The organism is Levilactobacillus sp. HBUAS70063 (genome assembly GCF_038374745.1).
Classification (GTDB): domain Bacteria; phylum Bacillota; class Bacilli; order Lactobacillales; family Lactobacillaceae; genus Levilactobacillus.
The window spans coordinates 19,236-35,073 of sequence record NZ_JBANSM010000005.1 but is presented as its reverse complement, the minus strand read 5'-3'; the positions used below and the strand labels follow the sequence as shown (position 1 = coordinate 35,073).

At 53.4% G+C, this 15,838-nt stretch carries 12 protein-coding genes; 4 read left to right on the top strand and 8 right to left on the bottom strand.

What is annotated here, in order from left to right; all coding sequences use genetic code 11:
* The first annotated feature begins 27 nt into the window (after positions 1 to 27).
* Positions 28 to 1,788, top strand: coding sequence for a S53 family peptidase (locus V8I28_RS08765; protein ID WP_341779742.1), 1,761 nt, complete (start codon positions 28 to 30; stop codon positions 1,786 to 1,788).
* 202 nt (positions 1,789 to 1,990) lie between these two features.
* Here the strand turns inward: V8I28_RS08765 and V8I28_RS08760 are convergent, their stop codons facing one another.
* The 4 genes from V8I28_RS08760 to V8I28_RS08745 form a co-directional block, all read right to left on the bottom strand.
* Positions 1,991 to 3,676, bottom strand: coding sequence for a DUF5776 domain-containing protein (locus V8I28_RS08760; protein WP_341779741.1), 1,686 nt, complete (start codon positions 3,674 to 3,676; stop codon positions 1,991 to 1,993).
* 364 nt (positions 3,677 to 4,040) lie between these two features.
* The gene (locus V8I28_RS08755) at positions 4,041 to 5,861 is read right to left on the bottom strand and encodes a DUF5776 domain-containing protein (RefSeq protein WP_341779740.1); all 1,821 of its coding nucleotides are present in this window, start codon (positions 5,859 to 5,861) and stop codon (positions 4,041 to 4,043) included.
* A 397-nt stretch (positions 5,862 to 6,258) separates the two neighbouring features.
* Positions 6,259 to 6,906 (bottom strand): YczE/YyaS/YitT family protein, encoded by a 648-nt coding sequence (locus tag V8I28_RS08750; protein WP_445928202.1) that lies wholly within the window; start codon positions 6,904 to 6,906, stop codon positions 6,259 to 6,261.
* A gap of 79 nt (positions 6,907 to 6,985) precedes the next feature.
* Positions 6,986 to 7,720, bottom strand: coding sequence for a gamma-glutamyl-gamma-aminobutyrate hydrolase family protein (locus tag V8I28_RS08745; RefSeq protein ID WP_341779738.1), 735 nt, complete (start codon positions 7,718 to 7,720; stop codon positions 6,986 to 6,988).
* A gap of 382 nt (positions 7,721 to 8,102) precedes the next feature.
* Between V8I28_RS08745 and V8I28_RS08740 the strand changes: the two genes are divergently transcribed.
* The 3 genes from V8I28_RS08740 to glpK all read left to right on the top strand — a co-directional run bounded on the left by V8I28_RS08740 (position 8,103) and on the right by glpK (position 10,824).
* On the top strand, positions 8,103 to 8,348 hold the full coding sequence (locus V8I28_RS08740) for a hypothetical protein (protein WP_233670484.1): 246 nt from the start codon (positions 8,103 to 8,105) through the stop codon (positions 8,346 to 8,348).
* 164 nt (positions 8,349 to 8,512) lie between these two features.
* On the top strand, positions 8,513 to 9,160 hold the full coding sequence (locus V8I28_RS08735; RefSeq protein WP_341779737.1) for an endonuclease III domain-containing protein: 648 nt from the start codon (positions 8,513 to 8,515) through the stop codon (positions 9,158 to 9,160).
* Between the two features lie 146 nt (positions 9,161 to 9,306).
* Positions 9,307 to 10,824 (top strand): glycerol kinase GlpK, encoded by a 1,518-nt coding sequence (gene glpK, locus V8I28_RS08730; RefSeq protein WP_341779736.1) that lies wholly within the window; start codon positions 9,307 to 9,309, stop codon positions 10,822 to 10,824.
* Positions 10,825 to 10,970: 146 nt separating this feature from the next.
* Here glpK and V8I28_RS08725 read toward each other — a convergent pair whose 3' ends face one another.
* The 4 genes from V8I28_RS08725 to rlmD form a co-directional block, all read right to left on the bottom strand.
* Positions 10,971 to 11,252, bottom strand: coding sequence for a helix-turn-helix transcriptional regulator (locus V8I28_RS08725; RefSeq protein ID WP_341779735.1), 282 nt, complete (start codon positions 11,250 to 11,252; stop codon positions 10,971 to 10,973).
* A gap of 832 nt (positions 11,253 to 12,084) precedes the next feature.
* A complete protein-coding gene (locus V8I28_RS08720; protein WP_341779734.1) occupies positions 12,085 to 12,942 on the bottom strand; it encodes a DUF368 domain-containing protein in 858 nt (285 codons plus the stop codon).
* A 780-nt stretch (positions 12,943 to 13,722) separates the two neighbouring features.
* Positions 13,723 to 14,175 (bottom strand): hypothetical protein, encoded by a 453-nt coding sequence (locus V8I28_RS08715; protein ID WP_341779733.1) that lies wholly within the window; start codon positions 14,173 to 14,175, stop codon positions 13,723 to 13,725.
* 110 nt (positions 14,176 to 14,285) lie between these two features.
* Complete coding sequence (gene rlmD / locus V8I28_RS08710) at positions 14,286 to 15,779, bottom strand: 23S rRNA (uracil(1939)-C(5))-methyltransferase RlmD (RefSeq protein ID WP_341779732.1); 1,494 nt, start codon at positions 15,777 to 15,779, stop codon at positions 14,286 to 14,288.
* Positions 15,780 to 15,838 lie beyond the last annotated feature (59 nt).

The following is a 15,838-nucleotide window of genomic DNA, read 5'->3' as shown; positions in this document are numbered from 1 at the left end:
TAGGCACAGGCGACCGCCACGACCACGGTGGCCACGCCTTACCGGGAGAGTGCGCTCAAGAACTTAAAGCAAGTCAAGCAGGTGGCTTCAAACAAAACGGTCACGGTCGACCTGGTCTTGAAGTCGCGCAACAGTCGGCAGTTAACGGACACCGCTTTGGCCGTGAACACGACCGGAAATCAACAGTTTAAGCGGTATTTGACGCCCGCGCAATTTCGGCAGAAGTTCGGCCAATCAACGGCCACCACGAAACGATTGACGACTTATTTCAAGGCGCACAAATTCAAGGTAACGACCTATAATAACGGCTTAATCATGCAACTGAAGGGGTCCGCCGCTGCGGTCAATCGGACGTTTGCCACGAATCTGAAGACGGCGCGCTATCACGGCACTAAGATTCAGTATTCCAAGAAGACACCGAAGTTACCGAAAAAGGTGGCGCAACCCATCCAGGCGGTGGTCGGGATTACCAACATGGTCAAACTCAGCAGTTTAGCGGCTAACACGGCGAGCGCTTCCGATGGACCCACCACGGACGGCGCCCCGCAGAACTTCATGACCCGCTACCATGCGACCAGCGCGGCCACGACCGGGAATGAAGGCCAGGGTCAGACCATTGGGATTGTCAGCTTTAGCCAAGTTAAGAAGTCCGATATTGCCCATTTCTGGTCGGCCGAGGGCGTGGCGCCTTCGACCTCGCGGATTAGTGTTAAGTCGCTGGGCGGCGACAACGTCTGGGGCAACGTCGATCCCGGCAATGCCGAAACGACGATGGACGTGGAACAGGCCGGGGCCATCGCACCCAAGGCCAAGATTCGGGTGTACACCGCGTCGTTGAGCGATGTCGGGTGGCTTAACACCTTTGCCAGTGCCTTTGGCGAAAATAAGGTTAGCTCGTTATCGTTGAGCTGGGGACTATCCGAGGGCGTCCTGCAAAGCCTCAATCGCTATCATCTATTGACGCCGCTGTACGGTAGCATTATGAATACGTTGCTGGCACAGGGCGCTGTTCAGGGGATTTCTACCTTCGCCGCTACCGGGGACACCGGGGCGTACGGCGAAAGTCTCAACCGTAATGGTTCCACGAACGAAGGGGTCTACGCGAACTTCCCGGCGAACAATCCATGGGTCACGGCGACTGGTGGTACCACGCTGCCCGTTGAAGGTACGCTGCGTGATGGCACGACGGTGAAAGTTGCCCGGGAACGGACCTGGGGCGGCGACTATCTCTTTAACGCTTACTGGCAGAACCGGGCCTTCTTTGAGAATAATTCAGATCTGATGGCAACGCTCCAGAGCGGGAGTGGCGGCGGAATTTCCACGCTATATGGGACGCCGAAATACCAGCAGGGTGTCTCCGGTGTTAACACCTACAATGCACGCCAGTACCTGACGGCGAGTGGGTTGCCACGCTTAAATCCCGGTTTGATTCAGGGCACGGCAAATGGCCGAAATTACCCGGATGTCGTGGCCGATGCCGATCCGTTGACCGGATACGACGATTATGACAGCGCGGATGGCTGGCAGATTGCTGGCGGAACCAGTGTGGTCGCACCACAATTTGCGGCCATGGCGGCGGTCATTAACAGCAATCGTAGCACGCGGATGGGCCTGTGGAATCCCCAGCTCTACGCGTTAGCCCAATCGGCGGATTCACCGTTCACCAAGCTAGATGCGTCAACGGATAATGGTAACCTGTACTACGTGGGCCAGCCGGGCAAGACCTACAACCAGGCGGCCGGATTAGGAACGGTTAACTTCGACGAGTTGGCGGCGGCGTTTAAGTAAAAAGAGTGCAGAACAAGGCGGTTAGGTCCTGAGCATTAACGTCACTAAGGTCAAAAGCCCGGGCTTGGCTTTGGAGCTTAGTGGGGTTAAGCGCAGGGACCTGTCTTGTGGCGCACGTTTCGGCTAGATAAAATTAAACAAACACTTATCAAAAGAACCGTCTTCCAATTTCAAGGAAGGCGGTTCTTACGGTCACGAGAGGTTATTTTAAGATGGAGACAAACTGCCGATTGCCAGAGATATATCCCCCAGCGACCTGATAGCGGAGGGTGTCGCCCTTGCTAAAGTCATGGGCGTTGGAATACTTCCAGCCCTTTACCTTAAAGGTAGCGTGAGATTTCTTGGTGTAGTGCTTATTCCGCTTGGTTAAATTAACAGTGTCGTAACGGTTCAGCGCGGTCTTGGCTTGAACGCGCTTAGGCATGGTCTGCTTGCCCGTCTTTACCAGTAGCTTGTTGGCGGTGACGTAGCGACCGTTGCTGAGGACGAAACGGGTTGTCAGGTTCTGGCGCACAATTTTTTTGACCTTTAAGACTTGTCCCTGCCGGTAGTGCGCCTTCTTATTGGTCAAGTTTTTCTTGCCATATGCGTTGACACCCTTAGGATTAATCACCGTAATGGTCTTCTGTTTAGTTGCGTAGTAAACGCGGCTGGTATACTTGGCGTTTGCCGTGACGTAGCCGGTTTGGCCGGCCGTTTTACTGTGGTGGTTGACATCCTTTACGCGATAACGTTCGACGCCGTTCTTGGATTTAGCATACCCCGTGACGACGAACATCGGCCGGTTAATCCGGGATTTTTTGGCGTACCATTGCTTGCGGGTCTGTTTGGTAAAGGTGGCGTGCTGGTAGAGGCCGATTTTCTTGGTGGCATAGATGACGGAACCCTTAGGCGCAATGGGATTGACCGCATCATCATTAGTATCATTAGTCGCAGCGGCGTAAGTGTAGGTGACGGATTTAGCGGTCGGGCTAAATGTTCCGGTTTCCTCGCCGGTGGTTTTAGCTAAGGTGTAGCCGGTGATGTTCAGCGGCTTCGTTTGGTAGTGCGTCCCCAAGATTCCTGTTAAGGTTTGGTCCGGTCTCAAAGATTTTCCTTGTTCATCAATGTAGTGAATGGTTACGGGCTGGCTGGAGGAGACGGGGGATGTAGGAGAAGGGACAGGAGGTAGCCCGCCTAAACTGTAAAGAGAGACGATGCCGTCAGGTAGAATTAGACCACTAAGAAAATAAGTGCCATCGGCTTGCTTGACTAAGTAATCCGTAAAGGGTTTTCTTAAGGCGTCTCTAACCAACTTTTCGGTTGATTCTGGGTCAAGTTGGCTGAGTTCTGGCAGGGCTAAACCGCTATAACCAAAGTGGGTGAGCATTTGAGGATTCAGAGTGCTTTCGAGAAGTTGGGCGCAAATGAAGTTCTTTTCGGAGGAAAAGGCGTCAGCGAGATCAGTTGTATTTCCTAAGGCATTTGCGAGTGGTCGAATGTGGTTAAAATAGTCTTGTTGAAGTTGTTTAAAGTTCATTACCCCTAGCTTGTATTGGGCCAAATCACGCGTGTTGTAGGCCATGTAAGCCACTAAATTAACAATGTAGTTGGCGGCTGCCGCTTTATTTTTAAAGGGGAGATTCTCGCCCATGCCCATACGCGGGTACCAGTAATCTAATAGAGTGGTAGTCGCATCAAGTTTAATGGTGGTTCCCCAAAAATTGGACAGCCTATTTGGGATGGTGCCGGCAACTTCACGGAGGGGGTCGTCTTCGGGGTACGGTGCGACTAAATTTTTCATGTAGTGTTCATCGTTGAGTTGCGTTAGGGTCAACGTGTGTGGTGCCTTGGTCAGCCAATATCTCCTGATGGCGCCGGCAGATGTTGCGGATAGAGAATAGGGCATTTCAGTTCCACTCAGTCGATAGGTTTTTGATGGTGGTACAGTAGCTGCATGAACTAGACGAGCGCTGGCAATGCTGGTGAACGACAGTATTGTGAAAAGAGCAATGATGACTTGATAGTAGGCCTTAGGCATTGAATCCTCTCCAGGTGTAATAGGTATTTTGAACTAGTTTAGCATATAGCTGGAATTAATTCTGCTTTAAGCTCTTATAAATTAAATGATTGAGATGGTTAGCATTTTATAAATTTATGTATAATACGGTAAAATATGAGGCAAACAATCAGACAACAGCAACCGAGAGTGCTGTGTTCCTCCGTAAAAAAGCCGCCGCTCCCATCTGTCGGGAACGGCGGCTTTAGTTTACTTAGAAGACGGAAACAAATTGTTTATTGCCAGAGATATATCCCCCAGAAACCTGGTAGCGGAGAGTGTCGCCCTTGCTAAAGTCATTGGCGTTGGAATAATTCCAACCTTTAACTTTAAAGGTGGCGTGAGATCTCTTGGTGTAGTGCTTATTCCGCTTGGTCAAGTTGACGTTGTCGTAGCGATTCTGCGCCGTCTTGGCTTGGACGCGCTTAGGCATGGGCTGTTTGCCCGTCTTTACCAGTAGCTTGTTAGCGGTGACGTAGCGACCATTACTGAGGACGAAGCGGGTTGTCAGGCTTTGTTTTACGATCTTCTTGACCTTCAGAACCTGGCCTTGCCGGTAGTGTGCCTTCTTATTGGTCAAGTTTTTCTTGCCGTACGCGTTGACACCCTTAGGATTAATCACCGTAATGGTCTTCTGTTTAGTTGCGTAGTAAACGCGGCTGGTATACTTGGCGTTTGCCGTGACGTAGCCGGTTTGGCCGGCCGTCTTACTGTGGTGGTTGACGTCCTTTACGTGGTAACGTTCGACGCCGTTCTTGGATTCGGCATACCCCGTGACGACGAACATCGGCCGATTAATCCGGGATTTTTTAGCATACCATTGTTTGCGGGCCTGTTTGGTAAAGGTGGCGTGCTGGTAGAGGCCGATCTTCTTGGTGGCGTAGATGACGGAACCCTCGGGGGCAATGGTATCGGCCGCCCCACCCGAGGTCACGACGGGTGAGTAGGTGTAGGTCACAGACTTAGCGGTTGTGCCAAAGGTTCCGGTCTCCTCGCCAGTCGTCTGGGACAACTGATACCCCTCGATGTCGAGTGGCGTGGTGGTGTAGGTCTTCCCCAGCTCGCCGGTCAGCGTTTGATCGGGCTTCAGCGTCTTCCCTTGGTCATCGACGTAGTGGACCGTCACCGGTTGACTGGTCTGTGGTGTCGGCAAGGGATCAGGGATGGTGGGCTTGTCTTCGTACCAGAAGCTGTATGCCAACAAGTCATTTAAGAACAGGCCGTCGATTTGGTAAGTGCCGTCAGCTTGCTTTTTGAAGAAATCGGACATCGGCTGGTTGATGATAGCGACCATCTGGCGATAGGAAGCATCGGGATCTAAGGTGCTGAGTTTTTGTTCAGAATAGCCCGTGAAGGAACCTGAGTTTACAAAAAGATCATAGACCAGCTTCCAGGCGCGATTGTAGTTTTCCTCATTTTTAAACAACGGATCCAACTGCTGAAAGATGGCAGTTGCATTTGGATATTTTTCAAATCTTGGACGGACATCATTTAGATATTCAGTTTGTGCTTGCTCGAAGGTCATCTGGTGGAGATCGACCTTTGCTAGGCGGCTGATTAACCAAGCAGTTAGATACGGACTAGAGGCTGATAAATCTTCGACTTGTTCTCTAGTGTATTCACTAGCGTGGCTCGGATAGACCATGTCGAGATAGCTCTGTTTTAAATTATAGTTGAGCCCATCCGCAACCATACCCTGGAACGTATCTTGTAAGTTTGCGAGGGCCGGTGTGTCCTTACTCAGCTGGGCCATGTAAGCGTCATCATTAATTTGATCGGCGGTTAAAATGGCCGGGGCCTTAGGATACGTATAGACTTTGTTAATCCCGTTCTTATCGCTGAACAAAATGTATGGCATCTCGATGGAACTAATCGTAAGCGCCGTCGTCTCGTTGTCACTGGCTTTAGTCGTGGCCTTGGTCGCTGTTGTCGCCGTTGAAGAACTATCGGCGTAAACTGCGCTGGGACTGACGACGCCACCGAAGAGAATCAGGGCGAGGCAGGCGGTTATTAGCATTCGTGTGGATTTGAACATTTTGATTACCCCCTATACTTTTTCCTTACTCATTAGAGAGCAGTATAACATAATTATAGTGATATTAATATACCAAAATGCCTTTATATCAGTCATGTAAGCGACTAAACTCGGAATGCATAAATGTATAGTTATTGAAAATGCTGGTTGCTCAATTTAACTAACTTGGTGTAATCCAGCGATAGGCACACCGGTAGAATATTTAGGGGGTAATTGAACGTCAGAAAAAGTGAGCAGAAAAGCCCACTGACATCGGCTTTAACGGAACCGGTCGTGGTGGTGAGACATGGTTAAAGGGCGGTATGAAAAAGTTAGGATAATCCTAAATCGACGCATGAAAAAACGCGGCCGATTAAAAAAATCAGTCGCGTTGCGTGATTAAAATATTTTTTTAATTTTAAACATCCACGTGGTGTTTTAATTGCGGGAAGACGTGATAATCCGACCAGCCCATGACGGCACCTTGGGCCACCAGCGCCAGCACCGTCCCAAAGCCGATGGCGTGGAGCTGCCCCGTGAAGATGTAGGACAACACGATAATCGTGACCGGCGGAATGTAGCTGGCCCACTGGGCGACGACGGCGGATCCTCTTAGAAAGCGAAACCGCAGGATATAAGCCAAATCATCGTTAGGGTGCATGATGATATTGCAACGCTGATAGATGGAAACAGCGGCCGCCACCCCGAACAGACCGATGATATCGACGATAACGCGGCCGGTTAGGTTCAGCGTGTTGACCCCAATCCAGTTCCAGAAATAGCCGATCCACTCGACCAGGTAACTGAAGGGGATGATGTAGAGCAGGTTGGACACGAAGCGCTTGCGGTCAAAGTGGCCCAAGAACAGTTGGTTCATGATGGTCACCACGATGCCGTAGCCAAACAGGGTGGTTCCGAGGGGCACGTGAATCCAGTTGGACAGGTTCACGGACGACCCGGTCCAGACGGCACTTCCGAGGTTGGTGGAGATGGTGAGGGCGTTAGCGGCGGAGTTCAGAAAAATGGAGAACACCAAAAAGCGCATGCGTTGTCCAAAATCTTTCATCTTTGCCACTGCTCGTCACCTGCTTTCTTTCAGTCCAGTATCTAGTTTAGTTTAATTTGGTCGCGATGGGAAGTTATTTTCACAAAGTTTTGGTGCGCTTAGCCGCCCGTTGGACAAAATTCTCAAAGATCCGGCGCGACTCGGCGTGGTGTTTGTACATGTTCTCGGGATGCCACTGCACGGCCAAAATCTGGTCGCTATCCGGCGACTCGAGGGCCTCGATCACGTGGTCATCGGCCGTGGCCGTCACCCGTAGACTCGGGGCCACGTCCTTGACGGCTTGATGATGCCGCGAGTTGACGTAGGGCCGTTCCCCAACCAATGGGCTGAGCATGCTGCCGGGCAACACGGTCACGTGGTGGCTGGGTTGATTGCCCATGGCGGCCTGGCTGTGTTTGAGCCGGGCGTCGGGGTCCTCGCTCAAGTCCTGATAGAGCGTCCCGCCCAGACCGACGTTAATCAGCTGAAGGCCGCGGCAAATGCCGAGAATCGCCTTGCCACTGGCGACCGACTGTTTCAGCAGTTCCACTTCGAAGAGGTCGCGTTTGCGGTAGGTCTTCCCTAAATGGAAGTGCGGTTCTTCGTGGAAGAAGGTCGGGTCAACGTCGGCACCACCGAGAAAGACCACGCCGTCAAAGAGCGGCAGGTAGTCGGCGACATCGGTCGGGTCGACGCTGGGCAGGATGACGGGGAGTCCCCCGGCTTTGACAATGGCCTCGACAGCGGGTCGGGGCGCGAAGGCGGCGTTCCGTTCATTAATGATGTTGGTCGCCTCATCGAGCGTATCGGCGGGCAAAGCAATTCGTGGGCGCATAGGCGTTACTTCCTTTCAAGATGAGCGAAAATGAATTCGCCCACAACTGATGTGATGATACTGCCTAGTATACCCATCTTGTGCGTAAATTGTCACGCTGACTAACGGCTGAAGGTAAAATTAAGGCGTTGAGTATTGGAACGACGGCGTTTGAGCTACTGAAATTGGTGAAACCATAAGCCTGGGCCTGCCAGGGATGCCGCCTGCTGTGGGGGACACCTCCAGCCTGAGAGACGGGCTTTCGGTCCGCCCACCGCGATTCAACCCATATTTGGCGAACGGTAAGGCAGCTGAGAAATATATTTTGACAAAATAGTTCACAATTTTTTTGAATAAACCTACAATAGAATAGTAGACAAAAAAATAAAGCGAGGTAAACGTGATGACAGAACGGCAAGTGATTCAAGAAATTTTGAATTCCGAAGCGATTCTTTACAGCTTTGAAAACGTCGATGAGGATTCAAAGGAATACACGCTTTTATTACAACGGCAAGACAAGGACGTTCGGCCTGTTGAGGAGTTAAACGACGAAATCAAGAAGTATTTCAAGAGTGCGAACTTCGATTACAAGGAAGAACTGAACCCCGAGGGCGATGCTGACATTCGGTTGGTTATCAAACGGGTTTAGTCTTGACGGTCTCAGAGTTATGGCAATGATGTAAACGCTTCAAATTTTAGATGAGTGAGAGCTTGGGTGATGACCCAGGCTCTTTTTAAGTACCTTCGCTGGTGTCCCAGTCGCGTGTTCGGTAAAATAGATCGTATTGGCATTAAATAAAGGAGGTAGTCACCGTGACCTTAGAAGAACTTTACCGCACCATGGCCCACGAGATGGGACCACAACCGTGGTTACGACCGGGAACACCGTGGGCCGAGACGCCGGTGGAAATCATGCTGGGCGCCATTCTGGTGCAAAATACCAATTGGCGTAACGTGGAACCGTCACTCATCAAGCTCAAGGCGCAGACCGGCTTTGATCCCGCCAAGTTGCGCGACTACACGCCGGAGACGCTGATCCCGGTGATTCGCAGCAGCGGTTTCTACCAGCGTAAGAGTGCGGCCATTCTGGCGCTGGCCACGTGGTTGGGTACGGCTAACGACGACCTGGCCGCGTTAAAACGCCGGGACGGCGCCAGTCTGCGCTCGGAGTTGTTAAGCATTACCGGTATCGGTAACGAGACGGCCGACTACATTCTGATGTATACGTTAGATCACGGCACGTTCATGGTTGATACGTATGCGCGGCGGCTCTTCACGTGGCTGGGGGCGACCATGCCCAAGACCTATCCTGCCTTTCAGAAGAAGGTCATGGGGCAACTGGACTTTGGTCTGAGTGACTACCAGGAATTTCATGCACTGATTGACGAGTTCGGCAAACGCGTGAAGAGCGACGCCGACTTCACCCAGTCCTTTCTGGCGGGATACCGGTTAACCGTTTAAGCCCGTCGTAAACCTTAAGAAATGATCAAACCCCGGCGTGGCCGATACAAAATCTGGTGTTTTTCACCGGGGTCGTGCTATGATTAGTGAAGTGAAAATTGGAACCGCTTCCGATTTGAAAGCAGTTATGGAGGGAGTCAATACATATGGCACTTAAACAACCGGAAGACTATATTTTAGCGATTGACCAAGGGACTAGTAGCACGCGGGCGCTTATCTTTGATCGCACCGGGCGCAAAGTCATTGAGGGCTACAAGGAGGTTCCCCAGTACTATCCTCATCCGGGCTGGGTGGAATCCGACGCCAACGAGATTTGGAACAGCGTCCTGTCGGTGATTGCCAGTGCGCTCATCGACGCCTCGATTCATCCAGAAAACATTCAGGCCATTGGCATTAGTAGCCAACGGGAAACCACGATCGTGTGGGATAAAATTACTGGCGAGCCGATTTATCACGCCATCGGCTGGCAAAGTCAACAGACGGCTAGCCTCGCTAAGAAGCTGGCGGCGGACGGTCGCACCAAGGCCATCAAGGACAAGACCGGGCTGGTACTGGACGCTTACTTCAGTGCCACCAAGGTACGGTGGATTTTGGACCACGTGCCCGGCGCGCAGGAACGTGCGGAGAACGGCGACTTATTGTTTGGAACGGTCGACAGTTGGCTGGCCTGGAAGCTCTCCGGCGGGAAGATTCACGTGACCGACTATAGTAATGCCAGCCGGACCATGTTATTTAACATTCACGAGCTGAAATGGGACCAAGACATTCTCGACTGGCTGAACATTCCAGCCGCCATGTTGCCGGCGGTTAAATCCAGTTCCGAGGTCTACGGCGTCACCCAGAACTTCCAGTTCTATGGCGTCGAGGTGCCGATCGCCGGGATCATCGGGGACCAGTCCGCCGCCTTGTTGGGGCAGTTGGCGCTAGAGCCCGGAACCGTCAAGAACACGTACGGTGACGGGGCCTTCGTCATGATGAATACGGGGGATGAACCCCGGGCGTCCGAGCACAATCTGTTGACCACGATTGCCTATCAAATGAACGGCCGGGTGACCTACGCGCTTGAAGGGTCCATTCTGGTGGCCGGAACGGCGCTGGCGTGGTTGCACGAAAGCATGAAGATTATCAACAACGTGCCGGAGTCGCGCCAGGCGGCCATGGCCTCGACCGATGACGATGAGGTCTACGTGGTCCCGGCCTTTAACGGGCTGGGGGCGCCGTACTGGGACCCGGATGCCAAGGGCGCGGTCTTCGGTCTATCGCGAGGAACCAACCGTAACGACTTCGTGAAGGCCACGCTGCAGTCGATTGCCTACCAGACCCGCGATGTCCTGCACACCATGAAGCAGGATACTGGGATTGAGATTTCCGAGCTGATGGCCGATGGGGGTTCTTCGCGGAACCGTTACCTGATGCAGTTCCAAGCCGATATCATCGACACGCCGGTGCAACGGGCAGCCGATGAGGAAACTACGGCCATGGGGGCGGCGATTACGGCCGGCCTCGCCGTGGGTTACTGGAAAGATCTGGAAGAAATCAAGCAGATCCGCAGTGCCGGGCGGCTGTTTACGCCGAACATGTTACCGGATCGGCGGGAACGCTTATATGCCGGTTGGAAACAGGCGGTGAAGGCGACCCGGGCCTTTAAACCGGACAATCAATAATGGTTAAAATAAGTAGAGGTCTGTGACGCTGGTCGCAGGCCTCTACTTATTACTAATGTAAAAATTAAGAATTTTGTTGCAGGTTTTACGAAAATAATTGCAGGAATCGTTTTAAGGAAACAATCGTTCAGTTGCTGACCGGTCCGTTAATCGGCGTCCTCCGGCGTGACAAACCGGATGGCGAGTTCCTTGCCCGCCGCCATGGCGATGTCACGGAGAACCTTGACGGAAACGTTCATCGTGCCGGCTTCGATGCGAATGATGGTCGACTGGGGTTTGCCAACCAGTTTGGCGAAGCGGTGCTGAGACAGACCGGTCTCCTGGCGCAATTGCCAAACGGCGAGGGCAACCTCGGGATTGGCGACGTGCTGCTGGGTTAACTGTTGAAGTCGGGTGGCTGAATTTACGGGGGGTCTTTCACTGGTCATAATCGGGGTCCTTCCAAAGTTAAATCTGACGCTGACTCATGGCCAGAAAAACCGGGCCATTGCGTTAGGCAATCCTATTTAGTTTAGCGAGTTAGCGGCCAGGCGACAAGCTATCCTGTCAAAAAGTAAGCAGATTGTCATACAACAGGGGGCTCAAGGGTAACGCGCGTTTCAGCCGGCTAAAGGTTGAAATGCGCTGATTCCCGTAACAGCAGTGTTCTGTCCACTAAAATTGGTGAAACCAGGAGCCTGCGCCTACCAGGGGTTCTGCCTGCTATGAGGGACACCTTCAGCCTGGGAAGCGGGCTTCCGGTTCGCTTGGAAGCCTTGCCAAGCCCGCAAGTCTCCCAAGTCGCCCCACGCTGTAAGCTGAGAAAAAACCTCAGCTAACATCGTCGACATAGCTGGCTCCACCCCTGGCGATCTCCGGCAGGACGGTGTTTATCGACAAACTGGTTGTTACGTGGGGTTAAGCCGCTGGTTGCTGGCCAGCACTGTCGTAGCCGTGAGTGAGCCAAATATGGGTTCAGCCGTGGGAGTTCCCTTAGTGGCACGGTTCATGCCACTTAGGGAACTGGCGTCTTTGAGACGTGGACTGTCGGCTCAAAGCGAGGCCGAGACCGCTTCTCAGGCTCGGCCCGGTCCGCCCACCGCGATCCAACCCATATTTGGCGAACGGTAAGGCGACCGCTTTCCACTGCGAAACTGTAACCGACTAATATTAACGCTATGAGTTGCGCGATGACCATAGTTTTAGTCGATCCCTATGTTTTAACCTTTAGTCGGCCAGTTAAAAAGTCCGGGCAGTTTTGCCGCGGACTCATGAACTTTACTATTTATATTTTAATTCCAAACGACTCATCCAGTAGCCCAAGGCACCGCCCACCAGCAGGGCTAGCAGGCTAAAGACCACCGTCATACCGGTGGCCCCGGCATAAGAGATGCTCTCGGCCGCGTGAGGATTGGGGACCAGAATCAGCACGGTGCTGGCGACGACAATGCCAAGGATGAAGTGATACACCCGCGAGTGAAAACGGTGAATCAGGTAGTCCATCCCCTTAGAGAACAGCAGCATGGCGATGATTCCACCTAGCGCGATGGGCAAGTAGACGCCGAGTAAATCGAAGTTCTTGAACCCCGTTAGCATGGGTGTAAATAGCCCGAGAATCAACAGGAGGTTCGAGGGACTCAGCCCGGGCACCAACACGCCCAGGGCGATGAGGGCCCCGGCAACCATGAATCCCCAGAAGTTAGCGGGCAGGGTGCCGAAGAGGTCGCTCATGAAATACAGCAGGCCGCCGCTGACGATCAGCGTACCAAAGAACCAGCCGTAATCGGCCGCATCCCGGGGATGTTGCGAGCTGGCTGTGGCCATCAGGGAGGGTAACGTGCCAATGATGGCGCCGGCAAAGCCCCAGAGGACAATCACTTGCCAGCGGGCCAGCAGGAATTCCAGCGGCGCCGATAACAGGGCAATCCCCACGATACCACCGAGTCCGACCGGCACAAAGTACCAGAAGTCGCGTTTGAAATTTTGCCGAAAATGGGCCATGAACCCAAGTAGGCGTTCGTAAATGCCCAGAATGGCGGCGAGAACGCCACCGGAAACCCCGGGCAGAATGAAGCCCAGGGCAATGATGACGCCCTTGAAAAAGCGTTTGATAGCGCTGTCGGATCGCGTCGTTTGCATACGTTACTCCTTCTCAAGTCGTTAACAGTCAGATTAGTACCCCTAATGTACCAAATCTATTTTGGCGGCGCAACTGAAACAAGACGAACTTAAGGTTTAATTTGCAAAACGTCCCTGGTCATTCGCCAACATGGGGGTGGGGTGGGAGCTGGCCGCCTTGCCGTTCGCCAAATCTGGGCTGGAACGCTGGGGGAGGACGTTTTGAGCCAAAGGGCGGTCTCAAAACTCGCTTGGAACCGCTAAAGACCAGCGTTTCCAAGTCGCCCACTGACGACTGAAAAAGCATCAGTCGTCAGTGCCCCGGCTGAGCCCAGATTTGGCTCACTCACGGCTGGGTTGGTGCCCACCAGGTGACCGACAGTCAGGTAGCGTGCGTTTGGTTTCGGTTAATGGCTCAGTGAGACAAAAGTTAGCGAGACTTCTTCTGATTGCGTCGCCGACATCGTTGCGTTGGGGTGGATTAGTCAGTGTTGCTGAATGTGATCAAAGGTAGCCGAGAGTGAAGCGAGAGATGAGCTCAGCCGTGGGATTCCCTTAGCGGTGGGCTTTGCCGGTTAGGGAATGGCGACTTGAAAACACGTGGGTTTCGTGGTTTCAAGCGAGTCCCGAGACCGCCCCTCAGGCTCGGGGCGTCCTGCCCACCGCGATCCAGCTCATCTCTCGCGAACGGCAAGGCGGCCAGCTCCCCACCCAAGTCGTCAGCAATCTAGGCCAATCCCCCAACCAAACGTAAGAGCAAGCAAAAAGGCAGGGCGTCCGTGAAGACGACCTGCCTGAGCTTTAATCGTTATTTTTGGGTTGCCAGTAGCGCGCCCGGGTCAACAAGTCCTTGGACCGTTCATCCGCCGGCACGAAGCCGCGGGTGAACAGGTGCTTGAAGTACATCATGTTGTAAAGCGACCCCCAGAGGAAGCCGCGCAACATTTCCCAGCCGCCGACAGCGAAGAACTGGGCCAACTGGTTGACGGGCACCATCATGGATAGCACCATCATGATGCTGAGCTCAACCCCGAGAATACAGAACAGGTTGTACCAGTCCGCCCGAAACATCGTTGGGAACGGGGGAAAGATAAACATCGTCCAGGAAAAGCCGACCTTGGCGATTCGCATATTCCCCGTCTCTGGGTTAACAACGGTTGCGTAATTTGGCGGTAACGGCAGTCCTTGAGGGCCGTCACCATTTTGGTTATCCGGATCATTATCGTTGTTAAAGCCCTTGAAAGGATCTTGCATGTCATTTGCCAACTTTCTACAGAATTCAGTGTGCTTACGTTAAATAAAAGTCTAACACGAAAAGTGGTGTCTGCCTATTAATCTATTGATACCTCGGCAGATAGCGCCGCTTATTGACGGCGACTCAACTTAACGACCGCTTCACACCGGGCGGTTTGCGGCATCATGTCGACGGATTGAATATAGTCCACCCGGTAATCATGAGCCAGCTCGACTAAATCCTTGGCCAACGTGGAGGGGTTGCAAGAAATGTAGACCAGCTTCGGTGGCCGCACGGCTAAGATCGTTTCGATCAGCGTGCCGTCCAAGCCGGTGCGGGGCGGATCGACCACGATGGCATCCGGATGGAAGCCGGCCATGACCCACTTCGGCAGGAGGTCTTCGGCAGTGCCCAATTCGTAGTGGGCGTTGGTAATGCCGTTAGCGGCGGCGTTTTCGTTCGCATCGGCCACGGCTTCGGGAATGACGTCCATCCCGCGAACCTCTTCGGCCACGCTCGCCAGGGACAGCCCAATCGTGCCGATTCCCGAGTAGGCGTCGACCACGGTTTCCCCCGGTTGAAGGTCTAAGGCCTTCTTAGCCTCGGCGTAGAGGATTTCCATTTGGTAGGGGTTCAACTGCAGGAAGGCCCGAGCGGACAGCTTGAAGGCTAGGCCATCCAGCTTCTCCGTGATGGCTTCCGCGCCGGCTAAATGCTGCGTCTCATCGCCCCAGACCAGTGACGTCTTGCCGGGGTTGATGTTTTGCATGACGGAAGTAACCTCGGGAAGCTCGGCCGCAATTCGGGTTAACAGCTCGTGCTTGTGCGGCAGCTTGGTCGAATTGGTGATGAAGACCAGCTGCACGTCGTCGGTGTGAGCGGCGGCCCGGACGACCAAGGTTTTGACGATACCGGAGCCTTGTTCTTCGTCGTAGATGGGCATGTCGAGGTCTTGGAGCATGGCGACCACGGCCCGCATGACGTGCATGGTCACGGGCATCTGAACGGAACAGGTGGGTAAGTCCACCAGGTCGTGGCTACGTTCCGCGTATAGGCCGGCTTCGACCTGACCCGCGGCGTTGCGACGAACCTGGAATTGGGCCTTGTTACGGTAGCCGTAGGGGTCGTCCATCCCCAGTGTCGGCCGTAAGTCATAATGCTTGTAGCCGGCGGGTTGGTAGCGTTCCAGGGATTGGGCGACCACGTCTTTCTTGAATTTCAATTGTTCCGGGTAGTCGAGGTGTTCCAGTTCAAAACCACCGACCTGATCGGCGTAGCTGTCGCGGGGGTCTACGCGGTGGGGACTGGTCTGGCGAATCCGGTGGACCTTGGCCCGCAGGTAGCGGGTGGCCACGCTGGTGACCTCGGCCACGACCTCTTCACCGGTCAGCGCGCCGGGAATGAAGACGGCCATGCGCTTGTAGTAGCCGATCCCTTCGCCGTTAATGCCCATGCGCTTGATGGTTAACGGAAAACGTTGGCCGATTTCGACCTGAACTTGGGGCGTTTCGCGCCGCCGCGGCTTCGACCGGTAGTTGCGCGTTGATTGGCTACGGTTACCGGCACCGTGTTGTCGGCGGTCGTTGTGAAAGCCGCGGTGATTCTTTGACTCATAATTTGGCATATCTTTCTCCTACTTAGGTTGACGTGAGTGTTTCGCTTATTTTTTCCGAACAATTACTA